Origin of the sequence: Pseudomonas sp. NA-150 (assembly GCF_044336365.1) — a bacterium.
Lineage (GTDB): Bacteria > Pseudomonadota > Gammaproteobacteria > Pseudomonadales > Pseudomonadaceae > Aquipseudomonas.
Genome location: NZ_CP172305.1, coordinates 2,506,126 through 2,530,337, shown reverse-complemented (window position 1 = coordinate 2,530,337; position 24,212 = coordinate 2,506,126). Strand labels below are relative to the sequence as shown.

The following is a 24,212-nucleotide window of genomic DNA, read 5'->3' as shown; positions in this document are numbered from 1 at the left end:
CGCAGTGTTGCTGCGGCCGGGATTGCTGTTGCCAAAAAAAACCTAAAAAATACGGAGCAAACACTGTGCACACGAACTCACGCCGCGCCCTGCGCTCGCTTTCGCTGATCCCTCTGTTGGGTACCCTGGCCGCCCCGGCCATGGCGATCCAGGTCACCGACAACCTCGACCTGGGTGGCGCGATCCGTGCGCGCTGGGACTACGATCCTGACCGCGACATCCAGAAGTTCAACTTCGATACCGCGTTTCTCACAGCCAAGTACACCTCCGACACCTGGATCGCCAACGCCAAGTACCGTTTTTACGGCCGTGCGTACCCCTACCAGTACACCAACCACGTCGGTGCGGTGCAGTTCGCCGAGTCGGCCTGGGTCGGCTACAAGTTCAACCCGAATCAACAGGTGCAAGTGGGTTTGAACCAGGTGCCGTTCGGCTTGCAGCCGTATTTCGGCAGCACCTTCTACGAAACCCTGGGCAACGTAGCGGGCCTGGAAGACGTCGAGCAAGTGGGGGTGAAATACATTCAACAGAGCGGCGACTGGAACATCCAGACCGGTTACTACCTGCGTCCGGCGTGGCAAGGCAAGGGCACCAGCAAGGGTGACACCTACTCCAGCGTGGTCTCCAACGCTGACAGCTACGTCGCCGACGGCAGCAACAACCAGGAGCGCAATACCGTGGTGCTGCGGATTGCCAAGGCCATGGACCTGGGTAACTGGAAATCCGAAGTCGGTATCTCGGGCCTGACCTCCACCCTGAAAAACAGCGACACCGACGAAGACGGCCGCCGCAACGACATCGCCCTGCACTACAAAGGCAAGAACGGCCCGTGGGGCGTGCAACTGCAAGCGGCGCGTCAGCAGATGTCACCCCGCAACCCTGGCAACACCGACCTGGTGACCTTCGGGGGTTACGACGGCACCTACAACGTCGCCGCCCGGGGCAACCTGTACGTCGCCGACCTGAGCTATGACATTCAGGGCAAATACCTGGCCGACCTGATCAGCGGCATCACCGTGTACGCCAACTACAGTGGCTTCGACAAGTCCGGCGACGACTTCAAAACCTCGCAACGGGCGATTTTCGGTACCTCGTTCTCGGTGGGCAAGTTCTACATCGCCTCCGAATGGATCTTCGGCAAAAACGACCCGTTCATTGGCGGCAGCAGCTACACCCAGAGCCTGGGTGCGGGTGGCAGCAATCAGTGGGAAAACCAGCTGTACACCAACATCGGGTTTTACTTCTAGTCGATCTAGATTGATGTGCGATCCCCTGTAGGAGCGAACTTGTTCGCGAGGCGCTGTTATTGACACACCGCGTCAAGCTTCTCGCCAACAAATTGGCTCCTACAAAGGGTGTTGCACGGTTTTAGACGAGAGTCAGTTTCACGTCGACGTTGCCGCGCGTGGCATTCGAGTACGGGCACACCACATGACCGCGGTTGATCAGGTCTTGGGCTACTGCTTTATCCATCCCCGGCAGCGACACTTTCAACTCAACGGTAATCGCAAAACCGGTGGCTGTCGGGCCGACGCCGACCACGCCTTCCACCGATACATCCTTCGAGATAGCAATTTTGTCGCGCATGGCCGCGAACTTCATGGCGCCGATGAAACAGGCGGCATACCCCGCAGCAAACAGCTGTTCAGGGTTGGTGCCGTCACCGCCGCCACCGCCCAGCTCTTTTGGCGTGGTGAGTTTAACGTCCAGGATGCCATCAGAGGACAGCGCCTTGCCGTCACGGCCGCCGGTGGCGGTTGAGTGGGCAACATATAGAACTTTGTCAGGAGCCATTTTTCTTATCCTTCTCATTTTGATTGAAAAGTGGATACGAGCTGCTGTGCAGGGGATCAGCCGCGCCATCACCGCAATGAATGAAACTTGTCCTCCTGACCGACAGCCCCGGATAGTCTAGCTCCCGTCAGGAGAAGCGCATGAGCGATTACAAAACCTTTAGCCGCACTGATCACCAGGGCGTGTCCGTCATCCAGTTCGATCATCCGCCGATCAACCTGATGGACCGCGAGCTGTTCATCGATTTACTGAAGCTGGCCAAGGCTCTGGAAGCCGACACGGAAACCAGGGTGGTGATTTTCCGCAGCGCCAACCCGGCGTTCTTTATCGCCCACTACGATCTCGGCAGCCAGTTGACCCAGCCTGGCCCGCCGTTGCCGGAGGGTCAGGCCAGCTTGATGAGCCAACTGTTTACCCGCTTCAGCCGTCTGCCACAGGTGACCATCGGCGAGTTGCGCGGACGTGCCCGGGGCGCGGGTAGCGAGTTTCTGTTGGCGTTGGACATGCGCTTTGCTTCGCGGGAAAACGCCGTGCTCGGCCAACCGGAAATCGCCGTGGGGCTATTGCCCGGCGCCGGTGGCACGGTGCGCTTGAGCCAACTGTTGGGCCGAGGCCGGGCGCTGGAAGTCTGTTTGGGCGGCGATGATTTCGATGCCGATACCGCCGCGCAGTACGGCTGGATCAACCGCGCCGTGCCCGATGCGCAACTCGAAGAACTCTGCATGACCCTGGCACGCCGTATCGCCAGCTTCCCGGCCAGCGGCATTGCCCATGTCAAAGCGGTGGTGGACCAGGTCAGCCCTGCGCACCCGGCGGCGTTGATTAATGAATCACAGCGTTTCGGCGCCGACATGAACTCAGCACAGACCCTCGAACGGGTGCAGTGGATGATGGACAACGGCGGCCAGGTCGACAGCCTGATGGAACGCGAACTGGGGACCCAGGTGGCGCGCTTTCCAGACTAAGTCGGCCAGGCCCGTAAAGCGGCCTCGGCCACAGACTGCAACTTGTCGCGACCCGCACCGTCGCGCGCCTGCACCGACATGCCTTGGATCACCGTCAGGTAGAAACCAGCGAGCGCAGCGGCATCGCTGCCTGCCGGTAACTCGCCTTCATCGATCCCGCGTTGGATTCGCGCCTTCAGACTGGTTTCGACACTCTGACGAAGCTGCACGATGGCCTGGTGTACCTCGTTGGCTGGCGGCGAGGTCACGGCGGCACTCATCAGCAGGCAACCTTGCGGCAAATCGCTGCGGGTTTGCTGCACGGCGGCGGCGAACAGCACCAGCCTCACCGCGTCGCGGGCGGTTGGCGCGTTGTCCAGCGCCGAGTGCAAATCCAGACCGGGGCGATTCTGGTAGCGGTGTACGGCTTCGAGGAACAGCCGCTGCTTGTCGCCAAACGCGGTGTACAGGCTCGGCGGCGTGATGCCCATCGCCGCGATCAAGTCGCTGATCGACGCCGCCTCGTAGCCGCGACTCCAGAACACGCGCATGGCCGCGTCCAGCGCCAGCGCTCGATCGAACGATAAAGGACGCCCGGTTTTACGCGGAGTTTGGGGTAAGTTCTCTTTCATAGTGATCAATACTAAATGAGTTGACGGCTTCGAAGCAAAAACCTAGCATCTGTATTTCATAGTAATCACTATGCAACAACCGGTTCAGCTGCTTCACTTCCGACAAAAACAACACCCGCCGCCATTGGAGGCCTTCATGACCAGCACCCTGACTCAGTTCTCGATCCACGCCGTCAGCAACCGCTATTGGCGCGTCACCTTCAACAACCCGCCGATCAACCTGGTCAACCCGGAAACCATTCTCGAACTGCAAGACATCGTCGGTCGCATCGAAGCCGCACCCGAGCTGCAAGTGGTGGTGTTCGATAGCGCCCACCCGGACTTCTACTTCGCCCGCTACGACCTGGCGCGCGCCGCCGAAACCCCGGTCGCGCCCGGCCCGACTGGCTTACCGACCTGGATCGACCTGACCACACGCCTGACCCGTGCGTCGGTGATCAGTATCGCGTCGATCAGGGGCATCGTGCGCGGTGGCGGCAGTGAATTTGCGTTGGCCTGCGACCTGCGTTTCGCCAGCCTCGAAAAAGCCTTGTTCGGTCAACCGGAAGTGCCCGCCGGCGTGCTGCCTGGTGGCGGCGCGATCGAACGCTTGCCGGACTTGGTGGGGCGTGCACGGGCGTTGGAAATCATCATCAGCGGTGAGGATTTCGATGCCCAACTGGCCGAGCGCTATGGCTGGATCAACCGAGCCCTGCCCGACGCCGAACTGGATACCTTCGTCGACGCCATGGCGCAGCGGATAGCTTCGTTCGACCGCTACGCGGTGAGTGAGGCCAAGCGCTTGCTCAACCGCACCACCCTGCCGGCAGACCGCGATTTACTGGAGACGCAGGCTGCCTTCTTGACCGCCACCCAACGGCCACAGGTGCGCGAGCGTGGCCTCAAGGCGCGGGCCAAGGCGATCGAAGTCGGCGTTGATTTCGAGAAACGTTTGGGGCATTACCTCGGGGCGCTGTGAGCAACCGCAAAAGGTTTGGTTTCTGACCTACCGCTTTCGTCAACACGTTGGCTCACACAGGGATTTGTGGTTGGACAAAAATCTACGGTTGCCCCCCATTTTGTAGGAGCTGCCGCAGGCGGCGATAAGGTCGGAACGACCTTCGCGATGGCTATTGTTCGCAGCCTGCGGCAGCTCCTACAGGGATTGTGTGTTGCCTGGGAACATAGAATCTCCCACAGAGGCCTGGATCGCCGCAGATTTTGCGTCAGCCTCAAATCATAGCGGGAACCCCCTTGTTGGCGAAGACTGATTCGCGAACACCCTAAATGTTGTTTTTGCCTGGCTGGATTTGACGTCACGGACAGCTTTGCTCAAGCTACCGACCTCGATTTGCTTATCCAGGATTACCGCGTGACTGCCCTTCGTCTCCATTGGCACCGCCTTTTACTCTGTGCAACCCCACTCTTCGCCCTGCTCGCTGCCTGCGACGGTGGCTCGCATAAACCGGAAGTCGCCAAGCCCGACACCTACATCAGTGCCAAGTGGGAAGACCTGCCCGCCACCAGCGATGCCGATCTGATTGCCGGCTTTAATGCCTGGTACTCAGCCTGCCCGCGCATGGCCAAGGACCCCGTCTGGGCGACCCCGTGCGCCGCCGCCGCGCAACCGCCCACCACCCCGGCGGCGATTCGTGACTTCCTCAAGGCCAATCTGCAGGTCTACGGCCTGCGCGCCGGCGATGGCAATGACCACGGGTTGATCACCGGCTACTACGAGCCGATCTACACCGGCAGCCTGCAAAGCAGCGAAAAAACCCCGGTGCCGGTGTATGGCGTGCCGGATGACCTGATCATCGTTTCGCTGGACAGCATCTATCCCGAACTCAAGGGCAAACGCCTGCGGGGTCGACTGGAAGGCCACGTGCTCAAGCCGTATGACGATGCCTCGACCATCGGCAGCAAAGGCTCGAACGCGCCCGTACTGGCCTGGCTGAGCAACCCGATGGACCTGCAATTCCTGCAGATCCAGGGTTCCGGGCGCATTCAACTGGAAAGCGGCCGGCAACTGCGCATCGGCTATGCCGACCAGAACGGCTACCCGTATAAACCGGTGGGTCGCTGGCTGGTGGAACACGGCCAGTTGAAGAAAGAAGAAGTCAGCATGGGCAAGATCCACGACTGGGCCAACGCTAACCCGGACAAAGTGCCAGAGCTGCTAGCCAGTAACCCGAGCTACGTGTTTTTCAGCCAGCGCCCGGACAGCAACGAAGGCCCGCGCGGGTCGTTGAACATACCGCTGACCACCGGCTACAGCGTGGCCATCGACCGCAAAGTGATTCCGTTGGGCAGCCTGCTGTGGCTGTCCACCACCCGCCCGGACGGTAAACCGCTGACCCGCCCGGTCGCCGCCCAAGACACCGGAGGCGCCATCGCCGGGGAAATCCGCGCCGACCTGTTCTGGGGCACCGGCGATCAGGCCGGCGAGCTGGCGGGCAACATGAAACAGCAAGGTCAGATCTGGCTGCTGTGGCCCAAGGGTGCGCCGTTGCCGGTTAACGCACGACAATAACCTTCAGGCAACATCCTCTGTGGGAGATTCTAAGTTCTCAAGCAACACATTTGCCCCCCTGTAGGAGCTGCCGCAGGCTGCGATAAGGCCAGAACGGCCTTCGCGATGTCGATTGATCGCAGCCTGCCGCAGAACCAGTGTGAGCAGGCTTGTCTGCGAAAACGTCGTACCTGATACACCGCATCAAGCCATTCGCCAACACGTTAGCTTCCACTGTGTTCAGTGCTGATCGCAGATCCTGTGTCAGAGCCGGATTTCTGTGTGAACTCTCCACTCCACTCATCCGAAAGCCGCACGACCTTCTGCCGCCCTATCATTGACACACATGTAAAACATGTCAATACTGTCAAGCATGACAGCAATGTCAAAGATTGTGCGCAAGCATGCCCCCCTTCACCTGGCCTCAGGATTTGATCATGACCGGTTCTTCTCCCCAAACGCCGTCCCGCAACAGTCACCCGCTGTATGCCATTTTCGCCGGACTGTGCGCCAGCCTGGTCGGTATCGGTCTGGCGCGTTTTGCCTACACCCCGCTGATTCCTTCGCTGATCGAGGCCCATTGGTTCGCCGCCACCGATGTGATTTACCTCAGCGCCGCCAACCTCGTGGGTTACCTCGCTGGTGCTTTGGCCGGGCGGCCTCTAGGGCGGCGAATCACTTCCCGACGCACCCTGCAACTGATGATGCTGTTGGCGTCGCTGGCGTTCTTCGCCTGTGCCTTGCCGCTGTCGGTGAGCTGGTTTTTCGCGTGGCGATTCCTCTCTGGCCTCGCCGGCGGCAGCATCATGGTGCTGGTTGCCAGTACAGTATTGCCGCACATTCCTGGCGAACGCAAAGGCATGGCCAGTGGCGCGATTTTCCTCGGGCTCGGTCTCGGAATTGCCGCGTCCGGCACCCTGGTACCGTTGCTATTGGAGTTGGGGCTGCGCGAGACATGGATCGGCCTGGGTCTGCTGTCGCTACTGCTGAGCCTCCTCAGTTGGGCCGGCTGGCCAAACGCCGGAGCCCCACAAGCCGCAGCAGAATCACCGAGCAAGAGCGCAACACCTATCGCCATGCGCGTCATCTACCTGCAATACGCGCTGGTCGCCATTGCGCTGGTACCCATGATGGTATTCCTGGTGGACTTCGTCGCCCGGGGCCTGGGCTGGGGTACGCATACCGCGGGGTTGTTCTGGGTGGTTTATGGCCTCGGCGCGATCGCCGGCCCGATGGCCTACGGCGTTCTGGCTGACCGGATCGGATTCGCCGCCGGTAATCGCGTGGCGTTGGTACTGCAAGCCTTTGCCGTGGCCGCGCTGGTGCTGTCGACCCAACCCTGGGTGCTGGTGCTGGCGGTGTTGGTGATCGGCAGTTTCCCGCCAGGCATCGTCCCACTGACCCTGGGTCGCGTTCAGCACGTTCTGGCCGCTAACCCTGCCGCGCAGAACGCCGCGTGGAGCCGCGCCACGACTATTTTTGCACTGTTCCAGGCGCTGGCCGGTTATGCCTACTCCTACTTGTTCGCCGCGAGCCATGGCAACCACGCGCTGCTGTTCAGTATTGGCGGCGTCGCCGTGGTCGTCGCGCTGGTGGCGGATGGGCTGTTACTGGTGGGTATGGCCCGCCAGCGACGAGCAATGGCCTGATTTTGCAAAAACCTCAGAAACCCGCACACTCCCGCCGACACCAATGGCCATTCCCCGGGGGAATAATATGGATCGGCTCGCTGCAATGGAAACCTTTGTCTGTGTCGTGGAGACGGGGTCTTTCTCGGCTGCGGCCAGGCGCTTGAATGTGGGGCAGCCCGCCGTGTCTAAAACCGTTGCGCAACTTGAGGAGCGTCTGTCAGTACGCTTGCTGATGCGCTCCACTCGCGGCCTGACGCCCACTGAAGCCGGACTGGCATTCTTCGAGCGCGCCAAACGGGTGATCGACGAGGCCAACGAAGCCGATCTTGCTGCGCGTGGTGCCGGTACCAGTCTGACTGGCACTCTGCGCATTTCGGCCGCCGTGACCTTCGCCCGGTTGCACATCCTGCCGCATCTGGGCGCCTTTCTGGACTTGCATCCGCAACTCGACGTCGACGTGATCCTTGATGATCGTTCGGTCAATCTGGTGGAAGAAGGTGTCGATGTGTCTCTGCGCATGGGCGTGCTCAGCGACTCCAACCTGATCGCGCGCAAAATCGCCGAATGTCGGCGGTTGGTGGTGGGCACCCCGGCCTATTTCGAACGCTACGGCGAACCTCAATCACCGGCGGATCTGATCAACCATCAGGCGGTGATTTATTCGCAAGGCGGTGGCGGCACCAGTTGGTCGTTCAACAACGGCGACGCCGAGCAAACCATCACCGTTGCCGGGCGAGTCCGGGTCAGCGCGGCGGAAGGCGTACGGATCGCGGTCCTCAGCCACTTGGGGTTTACCCTGTCATCCGAATGGATGTTCACCCCGGAACTGGCCAGCGGCGAAATCAAAGCTGTGCTGCCCGACTGGCATCTACCGGGTATGGACCTGTGGGCGGTGTTCCCCAGCGGGCGCATGGCCAGCGCCAAGGCCCGGGCGTTTGTCAGTTACGTTGAACAGATCATGGCTTAAGGCAATACACATGCCCTCTGTAGGAGCTGCCGAAGGCTGCGATCGGTTTGGGCCCGCACTCGGACGCAGCAGTCGTGTTTTCAGCAATGTTGAAGGTCATTCGGACCTTATCGCAGCCTTCGGCAGCGCCTACAGGGGATCTACGCGATTACCCGCGCAACGCCGGCAACAACTCCGACGGATCAGGGCGTAAGGTGTAATCTGCATTGACCTCGGCGTACGTGATCACCCCATCCTGACCAATCACAAACCGCGCCGGCATCGGCAGCACCCACTCAGGGTTGTTGTTGAAGGCCGGCAGGTCGTTACCGAAGCCTTTGTACAGCTCGACCAGGTAGTCTGGCAGGGTAAAACGCAGGCCGAAGGCGGCGGCCACGTCGCTCAGGGTATCGCTGAGGATCGGGAAGCTGAGGTTGTTCTGGCGCACCGATTTGCGGCTGTTGACGCTGATCTGCGGCGAGATCGCCACCAGGTTGGCGCCCAGTTCGCGGAAGGTTGGCAGCGCTTCTTCCAGCGCTTGCAGTTCCATGTTGCAGTACGGACACCACACGCCACGGTAGAAGCTGATCACCAACGGACCTTTGGCCAACAGCTCGGCCGAAGAAACCGGTTTGCCGTCCGGGTCGTCGAGGGTGAAGGCCGGGGCTTTGTCGCCGACTTTCAGGGCGCGCTCGGCCTGACCGGAGGCGATCAGTTCGGCGGTAGCGCGCTTCATGATCACGTGGACTTCGGCCGGGGCGTTGTACGGTGGTTTGCCAGCGACGAAATCGGCTTTGAAGGCGTCGAGTTTTGCTTGCAGGGTCATGGTCATTTCCTGGGAGTGAAGGGGTTTATTCGCCAGACAAGAATCCCCCGGCTGCCCTCGGTGCAGTAGAGCGCTCGAGGGCATAGGATTTATTCTTCCCGGGAATACCCCCTACCCTTCACCCGTGCAAGGTTTTCGCCGCCGCCAGCAGACCACGAAACTGTTGATAGCGGGCTTGCAGCGCCGGTTGTTGCGCGGCATCGGGCAGGTAACGCGCCTTTACCGGCATGCCCGCCTGCATCAGCTTGAAGCCGCGCCCACGGGCGAGAAAACCCAGCTTCGCCGCACCAATGCAGGCGCTGAGTTCGCTGCCGTGCAGGGTGTAGATTTCGCGGTCAAGGATATTGGCCAGCAACTGCGCCCAGTAGTCGCTGCGCGCACCACCGCCGACCAAGGCACAGGCGTTGACCTGTGCTCCCGCCGACTGCACCGCGTGCAGGGCGTCCAACAGGCCGAAACCGACGCCCTCCAGCACTGCGTAACCGAGCATCGCCGGCGAGCAGTCATGGCCGAGGTTCATGAAACCACCGCGCAGCAGCGGATCATTGTGTGGCGTGCGTTCCCCTGCGAGGTACGGCAGGAACAAGGGCGTCGACGGCGGTACCGGCTGCTCGATGGGCAATGTCGCCTGCACCTGCTGCAGCAACGTCTGCTCGTCGGCAGAGCCGGTCAGGCGCGTGACCCAACGCAAACAACTGGCGCCCGCCAGCATGGCGCCCATGGTGTACCAACGGTTCGGCAGCGCGTGGCAGAAACTGTGCACCGCACTCGCCGGATTGCCCGCCGAGTGATCAGTGATCGCGACGATCGCCGCGCTGGTGCCCAGGGTGATGAACGCATCCCCGGCATTGATCGCACCGATGCCCACCGCCGACACCGGGTTGTCCCCTCCGCCACCGGCAATCACTAGCCCACTGGCCAAACCCAGACGTTGCGCCGCCGATACACTCACATGCGCAGACGCAGCACCGCCTTCCACCAACCTCGGCAGTTGACCAAGCGTCAACCCCGTCGCACGGACCATCGGCTCGTACCAGTCACGTCGCGCCACCTCCAGCCATAAAGTGCCGGCCGCGTCCGAGACATCGCTGATACGTTCGCCGCTCAACTTCAGGCGCAGGTAGTCCTTGGGCGACAGCACACAGGCAATCGCGCTGAACACCTCGGGTTGATGTTCTTGCAGCCACATCAGCTTGGGGGCGGTCAGCCCGGCCATCGGCAAGCTGCCGGTGATTTCGGCGAACTCAGGGTGTTGGCGCGCCAGGTCATCGGCCTGCGCTACGCAGCGCGAGTCATCCCACAAAATGGCCGGGTACAGCACCCGGTCGTCGTCACCCAGCAGCACCGCGCCATGCATCTGCCCGGACAAGCCGATGCAGCCGATTCGCGCGTAGACGTCTGGATGTTCATCACGTAATTGATCGAGGACACTGACGCAAGCCTGCCACCACTCCTCGGGGTTTTGCTCCGACCAGCCGCTGTGTAGACGTGAAATATTCAGCCGCGCACTGGCATGAGCCAGTACGGTGCCGTGCTCGTCGAGCACGATGGCCTTGAGCTCGGAAGTACCCAGGTCGATTCCGAGTGAGTGACTGCTCATAAATAGTGATTTCCGCTCATGGAACCGCTCAAAGACAACCGCAGGAATTTCGAATACGCAGGGTCGGCGCCAGGCGCACGCTCAGTGTTTCACTGTCAGGCGCTTCGATACGCCGCAACAGTAACTGCACCGCACGCTCGCCCAAAGCCTTGACCGGCTGCGCGATCACCGTCAGACGCGGAACAAAGAAATCAGCCCAGTCAAAATCATCGAAACCCACCAGCGCCATCTGCTCCGGCACCGCGATCTTCGCATCGCGCAGGGCATGCATGGCGCCCAGGGTCATCAGGTTGTTGGCGGCCACGATGGCCGTGGGGGGTTCGACGAGTGCCAGCAACTGACGCGTGGCGACCCGCGCCGGTTCGCTGCTGGACTCGCCCTGCACCAGCAACACTGGCGCAAAGGCCAGGCCCGCCGCCTCCAGTGCCGCCCGATAGCCGGCGACGCGCTCATCGCTGGTGCTGAAGCCACTGCGTCCGGCGATAAAACCGATACGCCGATGACCATGTTCGATCAAATGCGCAACCAGCGATTGGGTCGAGTCGTGGTTTTCCACCCCGACCTGATCGAAGCCTTTCTCCACCAGACGGTCGACCAGCACCGTCGGAATCTCGTTGGCCTGCAGATACTCCAGCGCCCGACGCTCGCTGCCCGTTGTCGGCGCCAACAAGATGCCGTCGACCCTCCGGTGGTGCAACGCCTTGATCACCCGCAACTCCTGTTCGGGATCGTCATGGGTATCGACGAACAGCATCATGATGCCGTGCTTGGCGCACTCGGTTTCAATCGCGTGCACCGTCTCGCTGAAGTACTGGTTGGTCAGTGCCGAAATCGCCACGCCAATGGTGTTGGTGGTCGAACGCGCCAGCGAACGGGCCAGGGTGTTGGGGATGTAACCCAACGCCTGGACCGCCGCTTCCACCGCCTTGACCGTGGCCGGGCTGACCTTGCGCGTGCCGTTGAGCACATGGGACACGGTTGAGGTCGAGACCCCGGCAAGCCGCGCCACATCGTCCATTTTCACCACTGCGCGTACTCCGCCCGATCACCGATTCAACGTTTGCTTGACCAACCGCTGTAGGTGCCGATGTTATCGCGAGTGATCAGCTTCGGCGTCAGCAAGGTCACGGCATCGGCCGGTTTCTTGTCGTTGAGGATGTCGTTGCCGATCACCACCGCATCCTGGGCCATGGCCCATGGGTCCTGGCTGGCAGACGCTTGCACCGAGGACTCGGATTTCAGCGCGTTCTCAATGTCTGGCGCGCCGTCGACCGAGGTGATGATGATGCCGCTGCGTTTCAGTTGCTTGGCCGCCAGGTCGCTGCCGATGGCTTGCGGGTCATTGATCGCGAACAGCGCATCGACTTTAGGGAAGCGGGTCAGGTAGCCCTGCATCGCGTTCAGGCCACCTTCGCGGGAGCCTTTGGCATCTTGATCATCGGACAGCACCTTGATCCCCGGTGCGGCGGAAAACGCGGTTTTGCAGCCGGTCACGCGGTCGGTCACGGCAGTGACTTGTGGGCCGTTTTCGATGATCACGTTGCCCTTGCCGGACAGCTTGTCGACGATGAACTGACAGGCCAATTTGCCGGCCTCGACGTTGTCGGTCTGCACCGTGGCGTCCACGCCCTTGGCGCTGACGTCCACCGCCACCACGACGATTCCGGCCTTACGCGCTTTCTTCACCGCGGATTCGATGGCCGACGGATCGACGGCGTTGAGCAGGATCAGGTCGACGCCCGCCGAGATGAAGTTATCGATCTGGGTGAATTGCTTGCTCAGGTCATAGTCGGCCGACACCGAGATGACCTTGGCGTTGGGGTTCAGCTCCAACGCCTTGGCCTTGGCCCCTTCGGCCAGGGTCACGAAATACGGGTTGCCCAGCGAACCGAGGCTGATGCCCACCGATTTCAGTTCGCGGGCTTCGACGGCCTGGGACATCAACGCTGCCAGGCACAGAGAAACGACTGCAGGGAATTTACGCTTGAAGTTCATGGATACTCTCTTGTGATTATGGATGAACGCTTAAACAACCACTGAAATCAGGTTCGCGCGCCGGACTGGCGATAGCGATCCAGCGCCACCGCGCCAATGATGACGATGCCTTTGATGATGTACTGCCAGATGTCCGACACCCCCAACAACACCAGGCCGTTGGTCAACACCGCGATGATCAGCGCGCCGATCAGCGTGCCGCCGATGGTGCCGACGCCGCCGGTAAAACTGGTGCCGCCCAGAATCACTGCGGCGATGGCGTCCAGCTCGTAGGATTGCCCGAGCTGCAAACCGTTGGCAGCGAACAGCCGTGATGCACTCATCACCGCGCCCAGCCCGGCCAGTGCACCGGACAGCGCGTAGACAAACAGCAGCACCTTCCACACCTTGATTCCCGACAGACGCGCCGCTTCCGGGTTGCCGCCCACCGAGTAGATCTGCACGCCAATTACCGTGCGGCGCAGGATGAACCAGGAAACCCCGATCACGCAGACCGCGATCACCACCAGCCACGGCACGCCGAGGATCGAGTCATTGCCGATGAAGGCAAACGGCAAATCAGGGTTAAACACGGTCTTGTCGTCGGCCAGCAAGCGCGCCAGGCCGCGCATGGCGGTCAACGCACCGAGGGTGACAATGAACGGCGGCAGACGCATGAACGCGATCAAGCCACCGTTGACCAGACCCAGCAGCAAGCCAACGCCAATCCCGGCAAAAATCCCCAACATGCCGAATTGCGGCGACATCGAGGCTTGCAGCGCCACCACCGCCGACGCCGCGAGAATCGCCCCGACCGAGAGGTCGATGCCGGCGGTCAGGATCACAAAGGTCATGCCCGCCGCCAACACCACATTGACCGACGCCTGTTGGGTGATGATCGACAGGTTCTGCAGGGTCATGAAGCTGTCGGTCATCAGGCCGAAGCCCACCAGCAGCAACAGCAACACCGGCAACATGCCCACGGTGCGCATCAGTTCGCGGACCCGCTCACGCTTGCTGACGGCCGCTACGCCGGCGGGATTGTTGGCGGTCAGACTCATGGCGCTTGCCTCTGTTGTTGTTATTGATGAATGAACATGGCCAGTTGCGCTGTTCGAATCAGCCATGGGCCGCCACCTGCTCGCTGCCGGTGGCGAGGTCGATGATCGCCTCTTGGGAAATCGCCTGGCCCGAGGCGCCACCGACTTCGGCAACCAGTTGCCCTTCGCGCATCACCAGCACCCGGTCGCAGGTGCCGATGATCTCCGGCAGTTCGCTGGAAATCACCACAATGCCGACCCCGGCCTTGGCCAGTTCGTTGATGATTCGATAGATTTCCGACTTGGAACCGATGTCCACGCCACGGGTCGGTTCGTCGAGAATCAAGACGTGGGGTTTGACCTCCAGCAAGCGCGCCAGCAGCACCTTCTGCTGATTGCCACCCGACAACGCGCCGACATTGACCTTGCCCGACGCCACCCGAATCGACAGCGACTTGATTGCCGCCAGCGCGCGTTCGGCGCCACGGCCACGGTCCAGCACGCCACCGGCATGGGCATCAGGAACGCAGGCGCAGACGTTGATGTTGTCGCGCACGCTCATGTCGAGAAACAGGCCCTGGGCCTTGCGATCTTCGGTGAGGTACACCACCCCGGCGCGAATCGCATCGGTGGGGCTGCGCAGTTCGCTCACGGCCTTGCCGGCGACTTCCAGCGTGCCCGAGGTGCGTGGGTCGGCGGCGAAAATCAGCCGCGCCAGCTCCGTGCGCCCGGCGCCGACCAAACCGGCGATGCCCAGCACCTCGCCAGCGTGCAGGTCGAAACTGCAACGGCGCACGCGCTTGCCATCCGCCATGTCACGCACGCGCATCACCACTGCACCAGGGTCGTAGGCGGCGTGTTCTTTCTTGTAGAAGCCCGACAGGTCGCGGCCGACCATCATCTTCACCAGGGTTTCGGCAGACAACGCGTCACGCTCCAGCATGCCGACGTATTCGCCGTCGCGCAGCACCGACACCCGATCCGACAGCTCATAAATCTCGGCCATGCGGTGGCTGATGTAGATGATCGCCAGCCCCTGATCGCGCAACTGTTTGATCAGGGCGAACAGGCGGTCGGTCTCGCGTGAAGACAGCGGCGTGGTCGGTTCGTCCATCACCAGGATTTTTGCGTGGGCGTGCAGGGCGCGGGCGATCTCCACCAACTGCCGTTCGGCAATCGACAGCCCGCTGACCTTGGTCGCCGGCTTGAACTCGGCGCCGAGCCGTGCGAGCACCTCGACACACCCCGCCTCCATCGCTTTACGGTCGATAGTCCAGCCACGGCGCAGTTCGCGCCCGAGGTAAATATTCTCGGACACGCTGAGGTTCGGGCACAGGCTCAATTCTTGATAGATCACGGCAATGCCATGCGCCTTGGCGGCACGCGGGTCGTAGCTGGCGATGCGTTGACCGGCGATCCGGATCTCGCCACCGTCATCGGCCTGGTAGGCGCCGGAGAGGATTTTCATCAGGGTGGACTTGCCGGCACCGTTCTCCCCCATCAAGGCGTGGACTTCACCGGGATAGACGCTCAGCCCCACGCTTTTCAGCACGCGCAGGCCGTTGAAGGTCTTGGAGATGCCATGCATTTCGAGCAAGGCAACAGGGGCAGAGGCGAGGCTCATGGATTACCCTCGGATTTTTATTTTTTTCCTCGGTCTACGGCAGAAGCGAGCGCTTCGCGTGACCTGGTTGAGGCCGACTCTAGCCAGATATTTTTTGTTACGCAAGCGCTTGCGCAAAGGTTTTTAAGCGTGATGAAACGTTTCAGCTTGCTGAAATTTTGCTGAATCGTCTGCTACGGGGATGCACGATTTCTTAGCAGTCCGGCTTGCCGGCGTCGACGTCTGCAAAACGCCATCGCCGGCAAGCCGGACTGCTACAGGGGAATTTTTGTCTGAGGCTTAAAGCGCGGTGCCGAAGCGTTGAAAGCGCGGCATGAAGTAATGATCCGGATCGAACGACGCCAGCACGCGAATCGCGTGACCGAGCATTTCACTGCGTGGCACGAAGCCGATGAAGCGCGAGTCCTTGCTGTTATCGCGATTGTCACCCAGCACCAGGTATTGATCGGCCGGCACCGTCACCGCGCGCATGTTTTGCTGCGGTGGGTTGACCCGCGGCAAGACTTGCATCATGTGCTCCATTTGCCCCAACTGTTCGCGCGCCTGCACCGCATCGCCGACCTGATGCAGGTCCAGGTATTTCGCCGGTTGACCATTGATGGTCAAGTGATCGCCGCTCATGGCGATAACATCGCCCGGCAGACCGATGATGCGCTTGACCAAACGTTCGTTCTCGACCTTGGAATTGAACACCACCACATCGCCGCGCTGAGGATTGCCCAACTGCGCCAGCGCGTGGCTGGTGAACGGAAACTTGAGGGTGTAGGCCAGCTTGTTGACGAAGATGTACTCGCCCTCCTCGATGCTTGGCTGCATCGACCCCGACGGCACGATATACCAGTCACCCAATGACGAACGCAGCGTGAACACCAGAACCAGGAACCACAGCGCGCGACTCTTCAACACATTGCTCAGCTGTACTGCCATTACCTATCTCCTCGCCACGGGTCGGCGTGCCTGCGCCAGTGTCGCAGAACTCTGCATTGATGGGCGAGTTTCTTGGGCGCAAACTGGGGTGATGCAAGCCCGCGTTCTCACCCGACCACCGAACGTTGAGGGATGAAGATGAGCAAGATCGAGGGAACCTGTCACCCGGACCCCACCGCTGTGTTTCATCCCGGCGAGCAAAAAATCCAGGAAGCGTTCGGCGTGCGGCAACAAGTAGCGCGGATGGGTCACCGGGCGATCGTGCCGTACATTGATGAGTACTTTCAGGACTTCTATGCACGCCTGAACTATGTGGTGCTCGCGGCCAACGATGGCAACGGCCAATTGTGGGCGACCCTGCTGCTCGGCGAGCCCGGCATCATCACCTCCCCTGATCCCCACAGCCTGCAAATCAGAGCCGAATTCGATGCGCAGGACCCGGTGGGTTCGGCGCTGTACGCCGGCGCCGCACTGGCCGTGCTCGGCATCGACTTCGCGTCAAAAGGTCGGCTGCGCGCCGGCGGCCATGTCAGCGCCCCTGTGCATCATGGCCTGCTGCGTATTGCGGTGAATCAAAGCTATGGCAACTGCCCTAAATACATCTGGCCGCGCCGGCCACCCGAGCCCTCCGCCACCAACGCCGTGCCCACCCACGACTGGACTCGCCTCGACGATCCGCGCGTGCGCTCGATCATTGAGCACGCCAATACCTTCTTCATCGCCAGCCAGCACGACGACCCGCAAATGCCCCAGGCCAGCGGCCTGGATGTCTCGCACCGCGGCGGTCAGACAGGCCTGCTGCAGATACAGGACGCTGCGCTGATCTGGCCGGAGTATCAGGGTAACTACTTCTTCAATACCTTGGGCAACCTCGTGCTCAACCCGTCCTGCGGGTTGTTGATCCTCGACTTCGACAGTGGCAGCGTGGTGCAACTGACCGGCTCGGCAGCAATCATCTGGCTGGACGAGCAGGACCCCAAGGTCGAAGGCAATGCGCAAGTCAACTGCAAGGTGCGCTTTATCCCGGACAAGGTGCTGCTGCGCAGTCACGCGATGGCCGGTGGCTGGCGCAGCTTTGACAGCGCCTACGGCACCCTCGGTTACCTTTGAGTCGAGGCTGGTCACCTGCGTCAAGACCCTCAATACCCGCGCCGGTCACTGACCCGGACGCAGGACAAAGTTGCCCACCAAACTGGCTAACTGACTATTTGCTGCTAACTTTCTGAGTGGCAGATCAAGGAGTCTGAGCGCCATGAACACCTCCGTATTACCACAGGCCATTGTGCTCACCCCTTCGGCGCCACGTTCGCTGCCGCGCTCAAGACCATGAACTCTCCGCTCTGCGAAATGGATAGCGCCAGCACTGTCGCGCACCCGGAACAACCAGGCCAGCAGTCACTGGAACTTCTATTTGTCGTTCGTCCCTGTTATTCCCGGTTTCATATTCTGAAATGGAGTCAAACGCGATGAGAAAAACGACGTTGCTTCACGCCCTGCTCTGTTCCGCCGTGATCGGCCTGGCCGGTTGCGCCAGCTCGCAAGTGGACCCCACCCAGTATTCGGGTTTCCTCAAGGATTACAGCCGACTCAAACCCGCTGAAAGTGCCTCGGGTACGCCGGTCATGCGCTGGATCGATCCCAAGCTGAATGTGCGCAATTACACTCAGGCTTATATCGAGCCGAGTCAGTTCTATCCTGCCCCACGCCCGACTGCGGTGGTCTCCGCACAGACCTTGCAGCAGATCACTCGTTACTATGACGCCGCCCTCAAGCGTGAACTGGGCAAGGTCATGACCATCGCGTCTGCACCGGGGCCTAATACCATCGTCGTGCGCCCGGCAATCACAGCGGTCTCGACCAAAAACGAAGGTTTCCAACCTTACGAAGTGCTGCCTATCGCGTTAGCCGCAGCGGCCGTCAACACCGCTGCGGGTGGACGTGACCAAAGCGTGGAAATCGCCACCGAAGCGGCATTCCTCGATGGTGGCAACCGCGCCGTTCTGGCCCAGGTCGTGCGCAAGGGCGCCGGCGAAAATCTGGAAAACGATAAAACCCAATTGACCGTGAACGACGTCAAGGCCGTGCTCGACGGCTGGGCGAAGGACATGCGTTTGAGTTTTGAACAGGTTAAAAACAAATAATGGGAAAATCTGGTGCGGGGGGCCTGAGGGGCTCCCTGTGCTGGAATGGGTGGTGCCCGTAGCTAACCACATCCGTATTTGCTTCAACCTTCCTCAATCAACCGACCAAAACAACTCCAGCCACGAGTAATTATTAGTCGCTTTATTCGCCATCTCAAGGCTGACGGTCATGTCGCCGCTGCCGTCTTCAACCACCAGGCCGACCAGGTCATTTTGCAGGTCTTCTTTCAGGTAATCGATCAGCGTTCTGGCCGTGCGGACCGCATTGCCCGACGGGGCGTCCTTGGTGTAGTTACCCAGCGCCCCCTGGAAAAACCGCGCCATGTCATTCAGCTCGCCGACTGAGACCTCAGCGTACTCGGTCACCTCATCATGCTGTAAGGCACTCAACAGATCCCCGCTCAACTGGTTGTGAGCCTGGCTGTAGGCAAACTCATAGCGGAATAAAAACCCACCTTCCGGGTACACCAGATTTGAGGCCTGGGCGAAGGTTTCAAGAAAAGCGACTGTTCGTTGCGAGAGCATAAATCACTTATGAAGGGTCATTGGCCGGGGTCGGGTACAAAACGCGCACGCTGTACCTCTGCTGTAACGGCCGCAAAGCCCATTCCTGTAATCGGCTCAATACCTGAAGCTCCGGACGGCTACGGGTGTGTGTGCTTTAAGCCAATTTTCACCCCCCGGTTTTATTCCCTGAAAAATAAAATAAATACCTGGGAATAACTTTCCACCTCACGACGTCATACCTGCAGATTCACTCAACTACCTGCGGAGAATGACCATGAAAACTTTAATCCTGACCCTCGCCACCCTCGCCTTTTCCGGCACTCTGTTCGCTGCGCAAACTCAAACTGCGCCGATCATCGACAGCCCGAGCGCCTTTCATCGCCTGGACATCGCCAAGGTTGAGTCCAGCACCAACCTTCAAGGCCTGTGCGGCGTGCAGATGGCCCAGTTGGTGTATCAAGACCACATGAACCGTGAACACCAGTTGAACTACGACGTGATTGGCGATGGCTGCCCAAGCGACAACTGAGTCTGCGCCTATAACGCCTTGGATTGAATAGCGCGCCCTGCGTTAGTTAGCTGAATACCGATGAAGCGTGTCACCCGACGATTCAGCACCGGCTGAAGTTTCGTCAACGGCAGCGGCTTGCCTGATGTTTGTTGGCAGGCCCTTTGAAGTCCTTACTGTTAGTTGGAGAACCACCATGAAAACCACTCTGATCACGCTCGCCGCACTGGCCTTTTCCGGCAGTTTGTTTGCAGCGCAAATGCCTGATACGGCACCGATCATCGACCAGACCGGCACTCTGGTGCATCTGGATATCGCCCATGTCTATTCCAGCACTGACCTGAGTGTCGTCTGCGGTGTGCAGCCGGCGAAGCTGGTGTATCAGGATCACATGGGCCGTACGCATCAGCTTGACTATGAGGCGCTCGGTCGCTGCCCGGGTGACAATTGAGACGGGCGTACTGCGCAATGTGCTACTGCCGACGATTAAGCTGCAACCCAGTAGTGCAGGAGCCAACGTGTTGGCGAACAGCTGGAAGCGGCATGCCTGATGCACCGCCTCGCGAATCCGTTCGCTCCTGCATTAATTGATTGCGTTCCCCATGGCCCAATCGTGAGCCTGCTCGGCCCGATTGACGCTCATGCCTGTCTGTTAGCGGCTCAACATCGAGTTGCCCCTCCGGCGAGCCTCTGCCCGCCCCGGCGCTCCTGCATCGACCTCTAATAACATGGGAACCCACCTATTATGACCAAGGCAAAACTGAGCCTCGCCTGGCAGATCGTCATCGGTCTGTTGCTGGGCATCGCCGTCGGCGCGCTGCTCAATCACTTCAGCGCGGACAAAGCCTGGTGGATCGGCAGCGTGCTGCAGCCGACGGGTGATGTGTTCATCCGCCTGATCAAGATGATCGTGATTCCGATCGTGATTTCTTCACTGATTGTCGGCATCGCCGGTGTCGGCGATGGCAAGAAGCTCGGCCGCATCGGCCTGAAGACCATGATCTACTTCGAGGTCATCACCACCCTGGCGATCATCGTCGGGTTGATATTGGCCAATCTGTTCCAGCCTGGCCACGGCATCGACATGAGCCTGCTGGGCACCACCGACATTTCCCAGTACGAGAAAACCACCAGCGAAGTTCAAGCCAATCACGCTTTTATCAGCACCCTCCTCAATCTGGTGCCGTCCAACGTATTCGCCTCGATCGTGCGTGGCGATATGCTGCCGATCATCTTCTTCTCGGTGATGTTTGGCCTTGGCCTGTCGAGTCTGAAGGACGAGCTGCGATTGCCACTGGTCAGCGTGCTCGAAGGCGTGTCGCAAAGCATGTTCAAAGTCACCCACATGATCATGCGTTACGCGCCGCTGGGGGTGTTTGCGCTGATTTCGGTAACGGTGGCCAACTTCGGTTTCGCCTCGCTGTGGCCGCTGGCGCGTCTGGTGACCTTGGTGTACGCCGCTATAGCCTTTTTCGGCATAGTGATTTTCGGTCTGGTGGCGCGGCTGTGCGGGTTTTCCGTGTTCAAGCTGATGCGCATCCTCAAGGCCGAGATGATCCTCGGTTACTCCACCGCCAGTTCGGAAACCGTCCTGCCGCGCATCATCGAGAAGATGGAAGCCTACGGCGCGCCGCGAGCGATCAGCCGCTTTGTGGTGCCCACCGGTTACTCGTTCAACCTCGACGGTTCGACCCTTTATCAGAGCATTGCAGCGATCTTCATCGCCCAGCTGTATGGTATCGACCTGTCCTGGGGCCAGCAGATTACCTTGGTGTTGACCCTGATGGTGACCTCCAAAGGCATCGCCGGGGTGCCGGGGGTGTCGTTCGTGGTGTTGTTGGCAACCCTGGGCAGTGTCGGTATTCCACTGGAGGGGCTGGCGTTTATTGCCGGGGTTGACCGGATCATGGACATGGCCCGTACCGCATTGAATATCGTCGGCAATGCCTTGGCGGTGTTGGTCGTCGCGCGCTGGGAAGGCATGTACGATGATGCAGCCGGCGAGCGTTACTGGCAGTCGCTGTCCGCGCCTCAGACCTATACCGAGCAAGGACTTGCACCTGTGAACTGAATGTCCGAGGTCGACTCGATGGCCCATAGATCCCCCAAGCTCAGCGACAGATCACCTGACGTGTTTCGTTTCGAGATCAGCGAAAGCAGCGGTTACGCCCAGGACTGGCATGCCCACGACTGTCATATGCTGCTGTTGCCGCGTCAGGGTGGGCTGTTCCTGTCGACTGAAAGCACGCCCCAGGCGCTGCACCTCTCGCGCCAGTCGTTTTCGCTGGTGCCGGCGGATTTCGCCCACTCGACGCACGCGGCGCCGGGTCAGGAAAAACACGTGGCGCTGTATGTTGACTCGAACTTCATCGAGCATCAGGGGCGCCTCGAAGGCTACCAGCGCTTTGCCGAACAGGCCCATCGCTCGGGCATCTGGCAAGGTAGCGAAGCGCTGGACAGTATTCTGCGACTGCACGATCAGCTGGCGCTGACCTCCTCGCCCGAGGCGTTTCAGCGCCAGTTGCCGCACCTTAATCACCTGCTGTTTGAAGAGTGTGCAAGGCTGATCGCGCGTCAACAGCCGGCGCTGCCGCGAACGGAACTGCAGCAAAACGCGCTGCTGGTGCGGGATATCCAACGCTACGTGCGCGAGCATCTGCAGGACGAGTTGAGCGTCGATTTGATCGGCTACCAATTCCACCTGTCCCGACGTCACCTGACGCGCTTGTTCAAGGCGTTCACTGACGAGACGCTGGTGGACTTCACCAACCGTACCCGGGTGGAGACCGCGGCGCGAATGATCTCTACCACCTCGCGTTCGATTCTGGAGATCAGCCTGGCGGTGGGCATCGATTCGCCGTCGTATCTCGCGCGATTGTTCAAGCGTTATCTGGGGCTGGTGCCCAGCGATTTGCGCAAGCTTTGAATGGTCAACGTCTGCACTGACACCTTCGCAGCCTTTGGCAGCTCCCTGGAGATTTGTGTTCCTCGGCGGTTCCTGTTGGCTTGACTCGGTATCTCATGGCCCAAACGTGCGGATCCACGACCCGATCCACTTAGCACGTACAAACAACCCTGCGCACAATCGTCCTCGTCCCTAGTGTTACGAGGTCAGCCATGAATGATGTGCGTGTTGTAGAAGTGTTCAAATCCACCCAGGGCGGCGGCAACCCCGCACCGATCGTGATCGACGCCGACGGTCTGGGTGCCGAGCAGATGACCGCGATTGCCCGCGCTTACGGGCATGAAAGCGGCTTTGTTTTCCCGCCACAAGCCACTGTCGACAACGACTATCAATTTCGCTTTTTCGTGCCGCTGCACGAGATGAGCATGTGCGGACACGCCACCATAGGCACCGTCTGGCTGCTGCAAAAGCTCGGAAAGTTAAGCCAACGCCAACTGTCCATCGAGACGTTAAGCGGCACCGTTTCCGCCCATATCCACGGCGAAAACAGCGAAGATCCGTTCATTGAAATTTCCCAACCCGCTGGCGTCGTCACGCCGCTGACCAAGCCTGAACTGCGGGCACAGATCATCGAAGCCATCGGCCTTGAGCCTGACGACATTCTTGACCTGCCGATTCTCAACGCCAGCACCAGCCGGGTGAAAACCCTGATCCCGGTGAAGAACCCGGAACGCCTGGACGCCGCCCGCCCCGACTCGGCACGTATTGAAAAACTGTGCGAACAACTGGACTCCACGGGGCTGTACCTGTTCTGCCCGCACCAGGGCGTGGCCCGGCGGTTCGACAGCCGACAATTTCCCAAGGCTTCGGGTTATCCGGAAGACGCCGCCACCGGCATTGCCGCCACGGCGCTGGCGTTTGGCTTGCTGAAATACGGCCTGATCGAGGCCAGCGAAACGCCGATCCTGATTCACCAGGGTCGGGCCATGGGTCGGCCTTCTGATATCTATGTGCGCTTCGATCTGCGCGCCGGTAGCCAACCAGCCGGCTGCTTCGTCGGTGGCTACAGTGCGTTTGCCGAACAACAGCAACCGTCCGGAGCCGATCATGCCGAGTGAGTCGATTGCACAATGGTTGCCACTGTCTGAGGTGGCCCAGCCGTTCAAGGCCAGGCTCGATGCGCTGTACCCGACGTCGCCGCACACCTTCAGCGTGCCCGCGCATTTTCAGTTGAGCGTGCTGGACGGCGACCTGCTGTGGGTCTCCGGCCAGGTGCCACGCTTCAATCAGGAGATTCGCTACTGCGGCATCGTCGGTCAGGGCATTTCGCTGGAGCAAGCTCGGGAGGCGGCGCGGTTGTGCGTGGCGAACTTCCTGTCGATCGTGGCGGCGGCGTGCGAGGGCGATTTTAGCCGCGTCGAACAGGTGATTCGAATCACCGGCTACGTGCGTGGCGAGGCGGATTTCGCAGCGCAGTCGGAGGTGATCAACGCGGCGTCGCAGGTGTTGACGGAGGTGTTCGGCGAGCGCGGCCGGCATGCGCGTTCGGCGATCGGCGTGCACTCGTTGCCAGGTGGCGCGGCGGTTGAGATTGAGGGTGTGGTGCGGTTGAGGCGGCGTGCCTGAGCCACCGCTATAGGTCATTCGCAGGCAAGCGATCGTCTGTAGGCGCTAACTTGTTAGCGAGGCGGTATATCCTGACCCACCGCGCTCGCGAACAAGTTC

Annotated in this window: 24 protein-coding genes; 14 read left to right on the top strand and 10 right to left on the bottom strand. The window is 60.6% G+C overall.

Annotation, left to right across the window (positions count from 1 at the left end):
- The first annotated feature begins 140 nt into the window (after positions 1-140).
- The gene (locus tag ACF0H7_RS12105) at positions 141-1,247 is read left to right on the top strand and encodes a hypothetical protein (RefSeq protein ID WP_397453883.1); all 1,107 of its coding nucleotides are present in this window, start codon (positions 141-143) and stop codon (positions 1,245-1,247) included.
- A 121-nt stretch (positions 1,248-1,368) separates the two neighbouring features.
- Here ACF0H7_RS12105 and ACF0H7_RS12100 read toward each other — a convergent pair whose 3' ends face one another.
- The gene (locus tag ACF0H7_RS12100) at positions 1,369-1,794 is read right to left on the bottom strand and encodes an organic hydroperoxide resistance protein (protein WP_397452986.1); all 426 of its coding nucleotides are present in this window, start codon (positions 1,792-1,794) and stop codon (positions 1,369-1,371) included.
- A 140-nt stretch (positions 1,795-1,934) separates the two neighbouring features.
- On the opposite strand from ACF0H7_RS12100, the gene ACF0H7_RS12095 reads away from it, so the two are divergent.
- The gene (locus ACF0H7_RS12095; RefSeq protein WP_397452985.1) at positions 1,935-2,759 is read left to right on the top strand and encodes an enoyl-CoA hydratase/isomerase family protein; all 825 of its coding nucleotides are present in this window, start codon (positions 1,935-1,937) and stop codon (positions 2,757-2,759) included.
- Here ACF0H7_RS12095 and ACF0H7_RS12090 read toward each other — a convergent pair.
- Positions 2,756-3,370, bottom strand: coding sequence for a TetR/AcrR family transcriptional regulator (locus tag ACF0H7_RS12090; RefSeq protein WP_397452984.1), 615 nt, complete (start codon positions 3,368-3,370; stop codon positions 2,756-2,758). The genes ACF0H7_RS12095 and ACF0H7_RS12090 overlap by 4 nt on opposite strands.
- A 136-nt stretch (positions 3,371-3,506) precedes the next feature.
- Between ACF0H7_RS12090 and ACF0H7_RS12085 the strand changes: the two genes are divergently transcribed.
- From ACF0H7_RS12085 to ACF0H7_RS12070, 4 genes are all read left to right on the top strand, one after another.
- A complete protein-coding gene (locus tag ACF0H7_RS12085; RefSeq protein ID WP_397452983.1) occupies positions 3,507-4,328 on the top strand; it encodes an enoyl-CoA hydratase/isomerase family protein in 822 nt (273 codons plus the stop codon).
- Positions 4,329-4,721: 393 nt separating this feature from the next.
- Positions 4,722-5,879, top strand: a complete 1,158-nt coding sequence (locus tag ACF0H7_RS12080) for a murein transglycosylase A (RefSeq protein WP_397452982.1) — start codon at positions 4,722-4,724, stop codon at positions 5,877-5,879.
- Positions 5,880-6,295: 416 nt separating this feature from the next.
- Positions 6,296-7,507 (top strand): YbfB/YjiJ family MFS transporter, encoded by a 1,212-nt coding sequence (locus ACF0H7_RS12075; RefSeq protein ID WP_397452981.1) that lies wholly within the window; start codon positions 6,296-6,298, stop codon positions 7,505-7,507.
- A gap of 67 nt (positions 7,508-7,574) precedes the next feature.
- A complete protein-coding gene (locus ACF0H7_RS12070; protein ID WP_397452980.1) occupies positions 7,575-8,456 on the top strand; it encodes a LysR family transcriptional regulator in 882 nt (293 codons plus the stop codon).
- A gap of 148 nt (positions 8,457-8,604) precedes the next feature.
- Here ACF0H7_RS12070 and ACF0H7_RS12065 read toward each other — a convergent pair whose 3' ends face one another.
- The 7 genes from ACF0H7_RS12065 to lepB all read right to left on the bottom strand — a co-directional run bounded on the left by ACF0H7_RS12065 (position 8,605) and on the right by lepB (position 16,426).
- Complete coding sequence (locus tag ACF0H7_RS12065) at positions 8,605-9,261, bottom strand: peroxiredoxin-like family protein (RefSeq protein ID WP_397452979.1); 657 nt, start codon at positions 9,259-9,261, stop codon at positions 8,605-8,607.
- 118 nt (positions 9,262-9,379) lie between these two features.
- On the bottom strand, positions 9,380-10,861 hold the full coding sequence (gene xylB / locus ACF0H7_RS12060) for a xylulokinase (protein ID WP_397452978.1): 1,482 nt from the start codon (positions 10,859-10,861) through the stop codon (positions 9,380-9,382).
- Positions 10,862-10,889: 28 nt separating this feature from the next.
- Positions 10,890-11,888 (bottom strand): LacI family DNA-binding transcriptional regulator, encoded by a 999-nt coding sequence (locus ACF0H7_RS12055; RefSeq protein WP_397452977.1) that lies wholly within the window; start codon positions 11,886-11,888, stop codon positions 10,890-10,892.
- Between the two features lie 26 nt (positions 11,889-11,914).
- Positions 11,915-12,856, bottom strand: coding sequence for an ABC transporter substrate-binding protein (locus tag ACF0H7_RS12050; RefSeq protein ID WP_397452976.1), 942 nt, complete (start codon positions 12,854-12,856; stop codon positions 11,915-11,917).
- A 47-nt stretch (positions 12,857-12,903) separates the two neighbouring features.
- The gene (locus ACF0H7_RS12045; protein ID WP_397452975.1) at positions 12,904-13,896 is read right to left on the bottom strand and encodes a ribose ABC transporter permease; all 993 of its coding nucleotides are present in this window, start codon (positions 13,894-13,896) and stop codon (positions 12,904-12,906) included.
- A gap of 58 nt (positions 13,897-13,954) precedes the next feature.
- Entirely contained in the window at positions 13,955-15,499 is a 1,545-nt protein-coding gene (locus ACF0H7_RS12040; RefSeq protein WP_397452974.1) for a sugar ABC transporter ATP-binding protein, read from the bottom strand.
- A gap of 279 nt (positions 15,500-15,778) precedes the next feature.
- A complete protein-coding gene (lepB, locus tag ACF0H7_RS12035) occupies positions 15,779-16,426 on the bottom strand; it encodes a signal peptidase I (RefSeq protein WP_397452973.1) in 648 nt (215 codons plus the stop codon).
- A gap of 138 nt (positions 16,427-16,564) precedes the next feature.
- Here lepB and ACF0H7_RS12030 point away from each other — a divergent pair, with 138 nt between their 5' ends.
- The gene (locus ACF0H7_RS12030) at positions 16,565-17,536 is read left to right on the top strand and encodes a pyridoxamine 5'-phosphate oxidase family protein (protein WP_397452972.1); all 972 of its coding nucleotides are present in this window, start codon (positions 16,565-16,567) and stop codon (positions 17,534-17,536) included.
- A 356-nt stretch (positions 17,537-17,892) separates the two neighbouring features.
- Positions 17,893-18,567 carry a DUF3313 domain-containing protein gene (locus tag ACF0H7_RS12025; protein WP_397452971.1) on the top strand — a complete coding sequence of 225 codons (675 nt, stop codon included), beginning with the start codon at positions 17,893-17,895 and terminating at the stop codon, positions 18,565-18,567.
- Between the two features lie 93 nt (positions 18,568-18,660).
- Here ACF0H7_RS12025 and ACF0H7_RS12020 read toward each other — a convergent pair whose 3' ends face one another.
- Positions 18,661-19,092 (bottom strand): hypothetical protein, encoded by a 432-nt coding sequence (locus ACF0H7_RS12020; protein ID WP_397452970.1) that lies wholly within the window; start codon positions 19,090-19,092, stop codon positions 18,661-18,663.
- 256 nt (positions 19,093-19,348) lie between these two features.
- Here ACF0H7_RS12020 and ACF0H7_RS12015 point away from each other — a divergent pair, with 256 nt between their 5' ends.
- The 6 genes from ACF0H7_RS12015 (at position 19,349) to ACF0H7_RS11990 (ending at position 24,113) form a co-directional block, all read left to right on the top strand.
- Positions 19,349-19,603: a DUF2790 domain-containing protein gene (locus ACF0H7_RS12015; protein WP_397452969.1), complete on the top strand. Its 255-nt coding sequence runs from the start codon at positions 19,349-19,351 to the stop codon at positions 19,601-19,603.
- Positions 19,604-19,778: 175 nt separating this feature from the next.
- Positions 19,779-20,033 (top strand): DUF2790 domain-containing protein, encoded by a 255-nt coding sequence (locus tag ACF0H7_RS12010; protein WP_397452968.1) that lies wholly within the window; start codon positions 19,779-19,781, stop codon positions 20,031-20,033.
- A gap of 294 nt (positions 20,034-20,327) precedes the next feature.
- A complete protein-coding gene (gene gltP, locus ACF0H7_RS12005; protein ID WP_397452967.1) occupies positions 20,328-21,653 on the top strand; it encodes a glutamate/aspartate:proton symporter GltP in 1,326 nt (441 codons plus the stop codon).
- Between the two features lie 18 nt (positions 21,654-21,671).
- Positions 21,672-22,508 (top strand): helix-turn-helix domain-containing protein, encoded by an 837-nt coding sequence (locus ACF0H7_RS12000; RefSeq protein ID WP_397452966.1) that lies wholly within the window; start codon positions 21,672-21,674, stop codon positions 22,506-22,508.
- Positions 22,509-22,699: 191 nt separating this feature from the next.
- The gene (locus ACF0H7_RS11995) at positions 22,700-23,605 is read left to right on the top strand and encodes a PhzF family phenazine biosynthesis protein (protein WP_397452965.1); all 906 of its coding nucleotides are present in this window, start codon (positions 22,700-22,702) and stop codon (positions 23,603-23,605) included.
- The gene (locus ACF0H7_RS11990) at positions 23,595-24,113 is read left to right on the top strand and encodes a RidA family protein (RefSeq protein ID WP_397452964.1); all 519 of its coding nucleotides are present in this window, start codon (positions 23,595-23,597) and stop codon (positions 24,111-24,113) included. Before ACF0H7_RS11995 ends, ACF0H7_RS11990 begins: the two co-directional genes overlap by 11 nt.
- The last annotated feature ends 99 nt before the right edge of the window (positions 24,114-24,212 follow it).

Bases quoted from the DNA above. Each gene is read 5' to 3' on its own strand.
- ACF0H7_RS12105 (WP_397453883.1), top strand. From the start codon at position 141: ATGGCGATCCAGGTCACCGACAACCTCGACCTGGGTGGCGCGATCCGT.
- ACF0H7_RS12100 (WP_397452986.1), bottom strand. From the start codon at position 1,794: ATGGCTCCTGACAAAGTTCTATATGTTGCCCACTCAACCGCCACCGGC.
- ACF0H7_RS12095 (WP_397452985.1), top strand. From the start codon at position 1,935: ATGAGCGATTACAAAACCTTTAGCCGCACTGATCACCAGGGCGTGTCC.
- ACF0H7_RS12090 (WP_397452984.1), bottom strand. From the start codon at position 3,370: ATGAAAGAGAACTTACCCCAAACTCCGCGTAAAACCGGGCGTCCTTTA.
- ACF0H7_RS12085 (WP_397452983.1), top strand. From the start codon at position 3,507: ATGACCAGCACCCTGACTCAGTTCTCGATCCACGCCGTCAGCAACCGC.
- ACF0H7_RS12075 (WP_397452981.1), top strand. From the start codon at position 6,296: ATGACCGGTTCTTCTCCCCAAACGCCGTCCCGCAACAGTCACCCGCTG.
- ACF0H7_RS12070 (WP_397452980.1), top strand. From the start codon at position 7,575: ATGGATCGGCTCGCTGCAATGGAAACCTTTGTCTGTGTCGTGGAGACG.
- ACF0H7_RS12065 (WP_397452979.1), bottom strand. From the start codon at position 9,261: ATGACCCTGCAAGCAAAACTCGACGCCTTCAAAGCCGATTTCGTCGCT.
- xylB (WP_397452978.1), bottom strand. From the start codon at position 10,861: ATGAGCAGTCACTCACTCGGAATCGACCTGGGTACTTCCGAGCTCAAG.
- ACF0H7_RS12050 (WP_397452976.1), bottom strand. From the start codon at position 12,856: ATGAACTTCAAGCGTAAATTCCCTGCAGTCGTTTCTCTGTGCCTGGCA.
- ACF0H7_RS12045 (WP_397452975.1), bottom strand. From the start codon at position 13,896: ATGAGTCTGACCGCCAACAATCCCGCCGGCGTAGCGGCCGTCAGCAAG.
- ACF0H7_RS12040 (WP_397452974.1), bottom strand. From the start codon at position 15,499: ATGAGCCTCGCCTCTGCCCCTGTTGCCTTGCTCGAAATGCATGGCATC.
- lepB (WP_397452973.1), bottom strand. From the start codon at position 16,426: ATGGCAGTACAGCTGAGCAATGTGTTGAAGAGTCGCGCGCTGTGGTTC.
- ACF0H7_RS12030 (WP_397452972.1), top strand. From the start codon at position 16,565: ATGAGCAAGATCGAGGGAACCTGTCACCCGGACCCCACCGCTGTGTTT.
- ACF0H7_RS12025 (WP_397452971.1), top strand. From the start codon at position 17,893: ATGAGAAAAACGACGTTGCTTCACGCCCTGCTCTGTTCCGCCGTGATC.
- ACF0H7_RS12020 (WP_397452970.1), bottom strand. From the start codon at position 19,092: ATGCTCTCGCAACGAACAGTCGCTTTTCTTGAAACCTTCGCCCAGGCC.
- ACF0H7_RS12015 (WP_397452969.1), top strand. From the start codon at position 19,349: ATGAAAACTTTAATCCTGACCCTCGCCACCCTCGCCTTTTCCGGCACT.
- ACF0H7_RS12010 (WP_397452968.1), top strand. From the start codon at position 19,779: ATGAAAACCACTCTGATCACGCTCGCCGCACTGGCCTTTTCCGGCAGT.
- gltP (WP_397452967.1), top strand. From the start codon at position 20,328: ATGACCAAGGCAAAACTGAGCCTCGCCTGGCAGATCGTCATCGGTCTG.
- ACF0H7_RS12000 (WP_397452966.1), top strand. From the start codon at position 21,672: ATGGCCCATAGATCCCCCAAGCTCAGCGACAGATCACCTGACGTGTTT.
- ACF0H7_RS11995 (WP_397452965.1), top strand. From the start codon at position 22,700: ATGAATGATGTGCGTGTTGTAGAAGTGTTCAAATCCACCCAGGGCGGC.
- ACF0H7_RS11990 (WP_397452964.1), top strand. From the start codon at position 23,595: ATGCCGAGTGAGTCGATTGCACAATGGTTGCCACTGTCTGAGGTGGCC.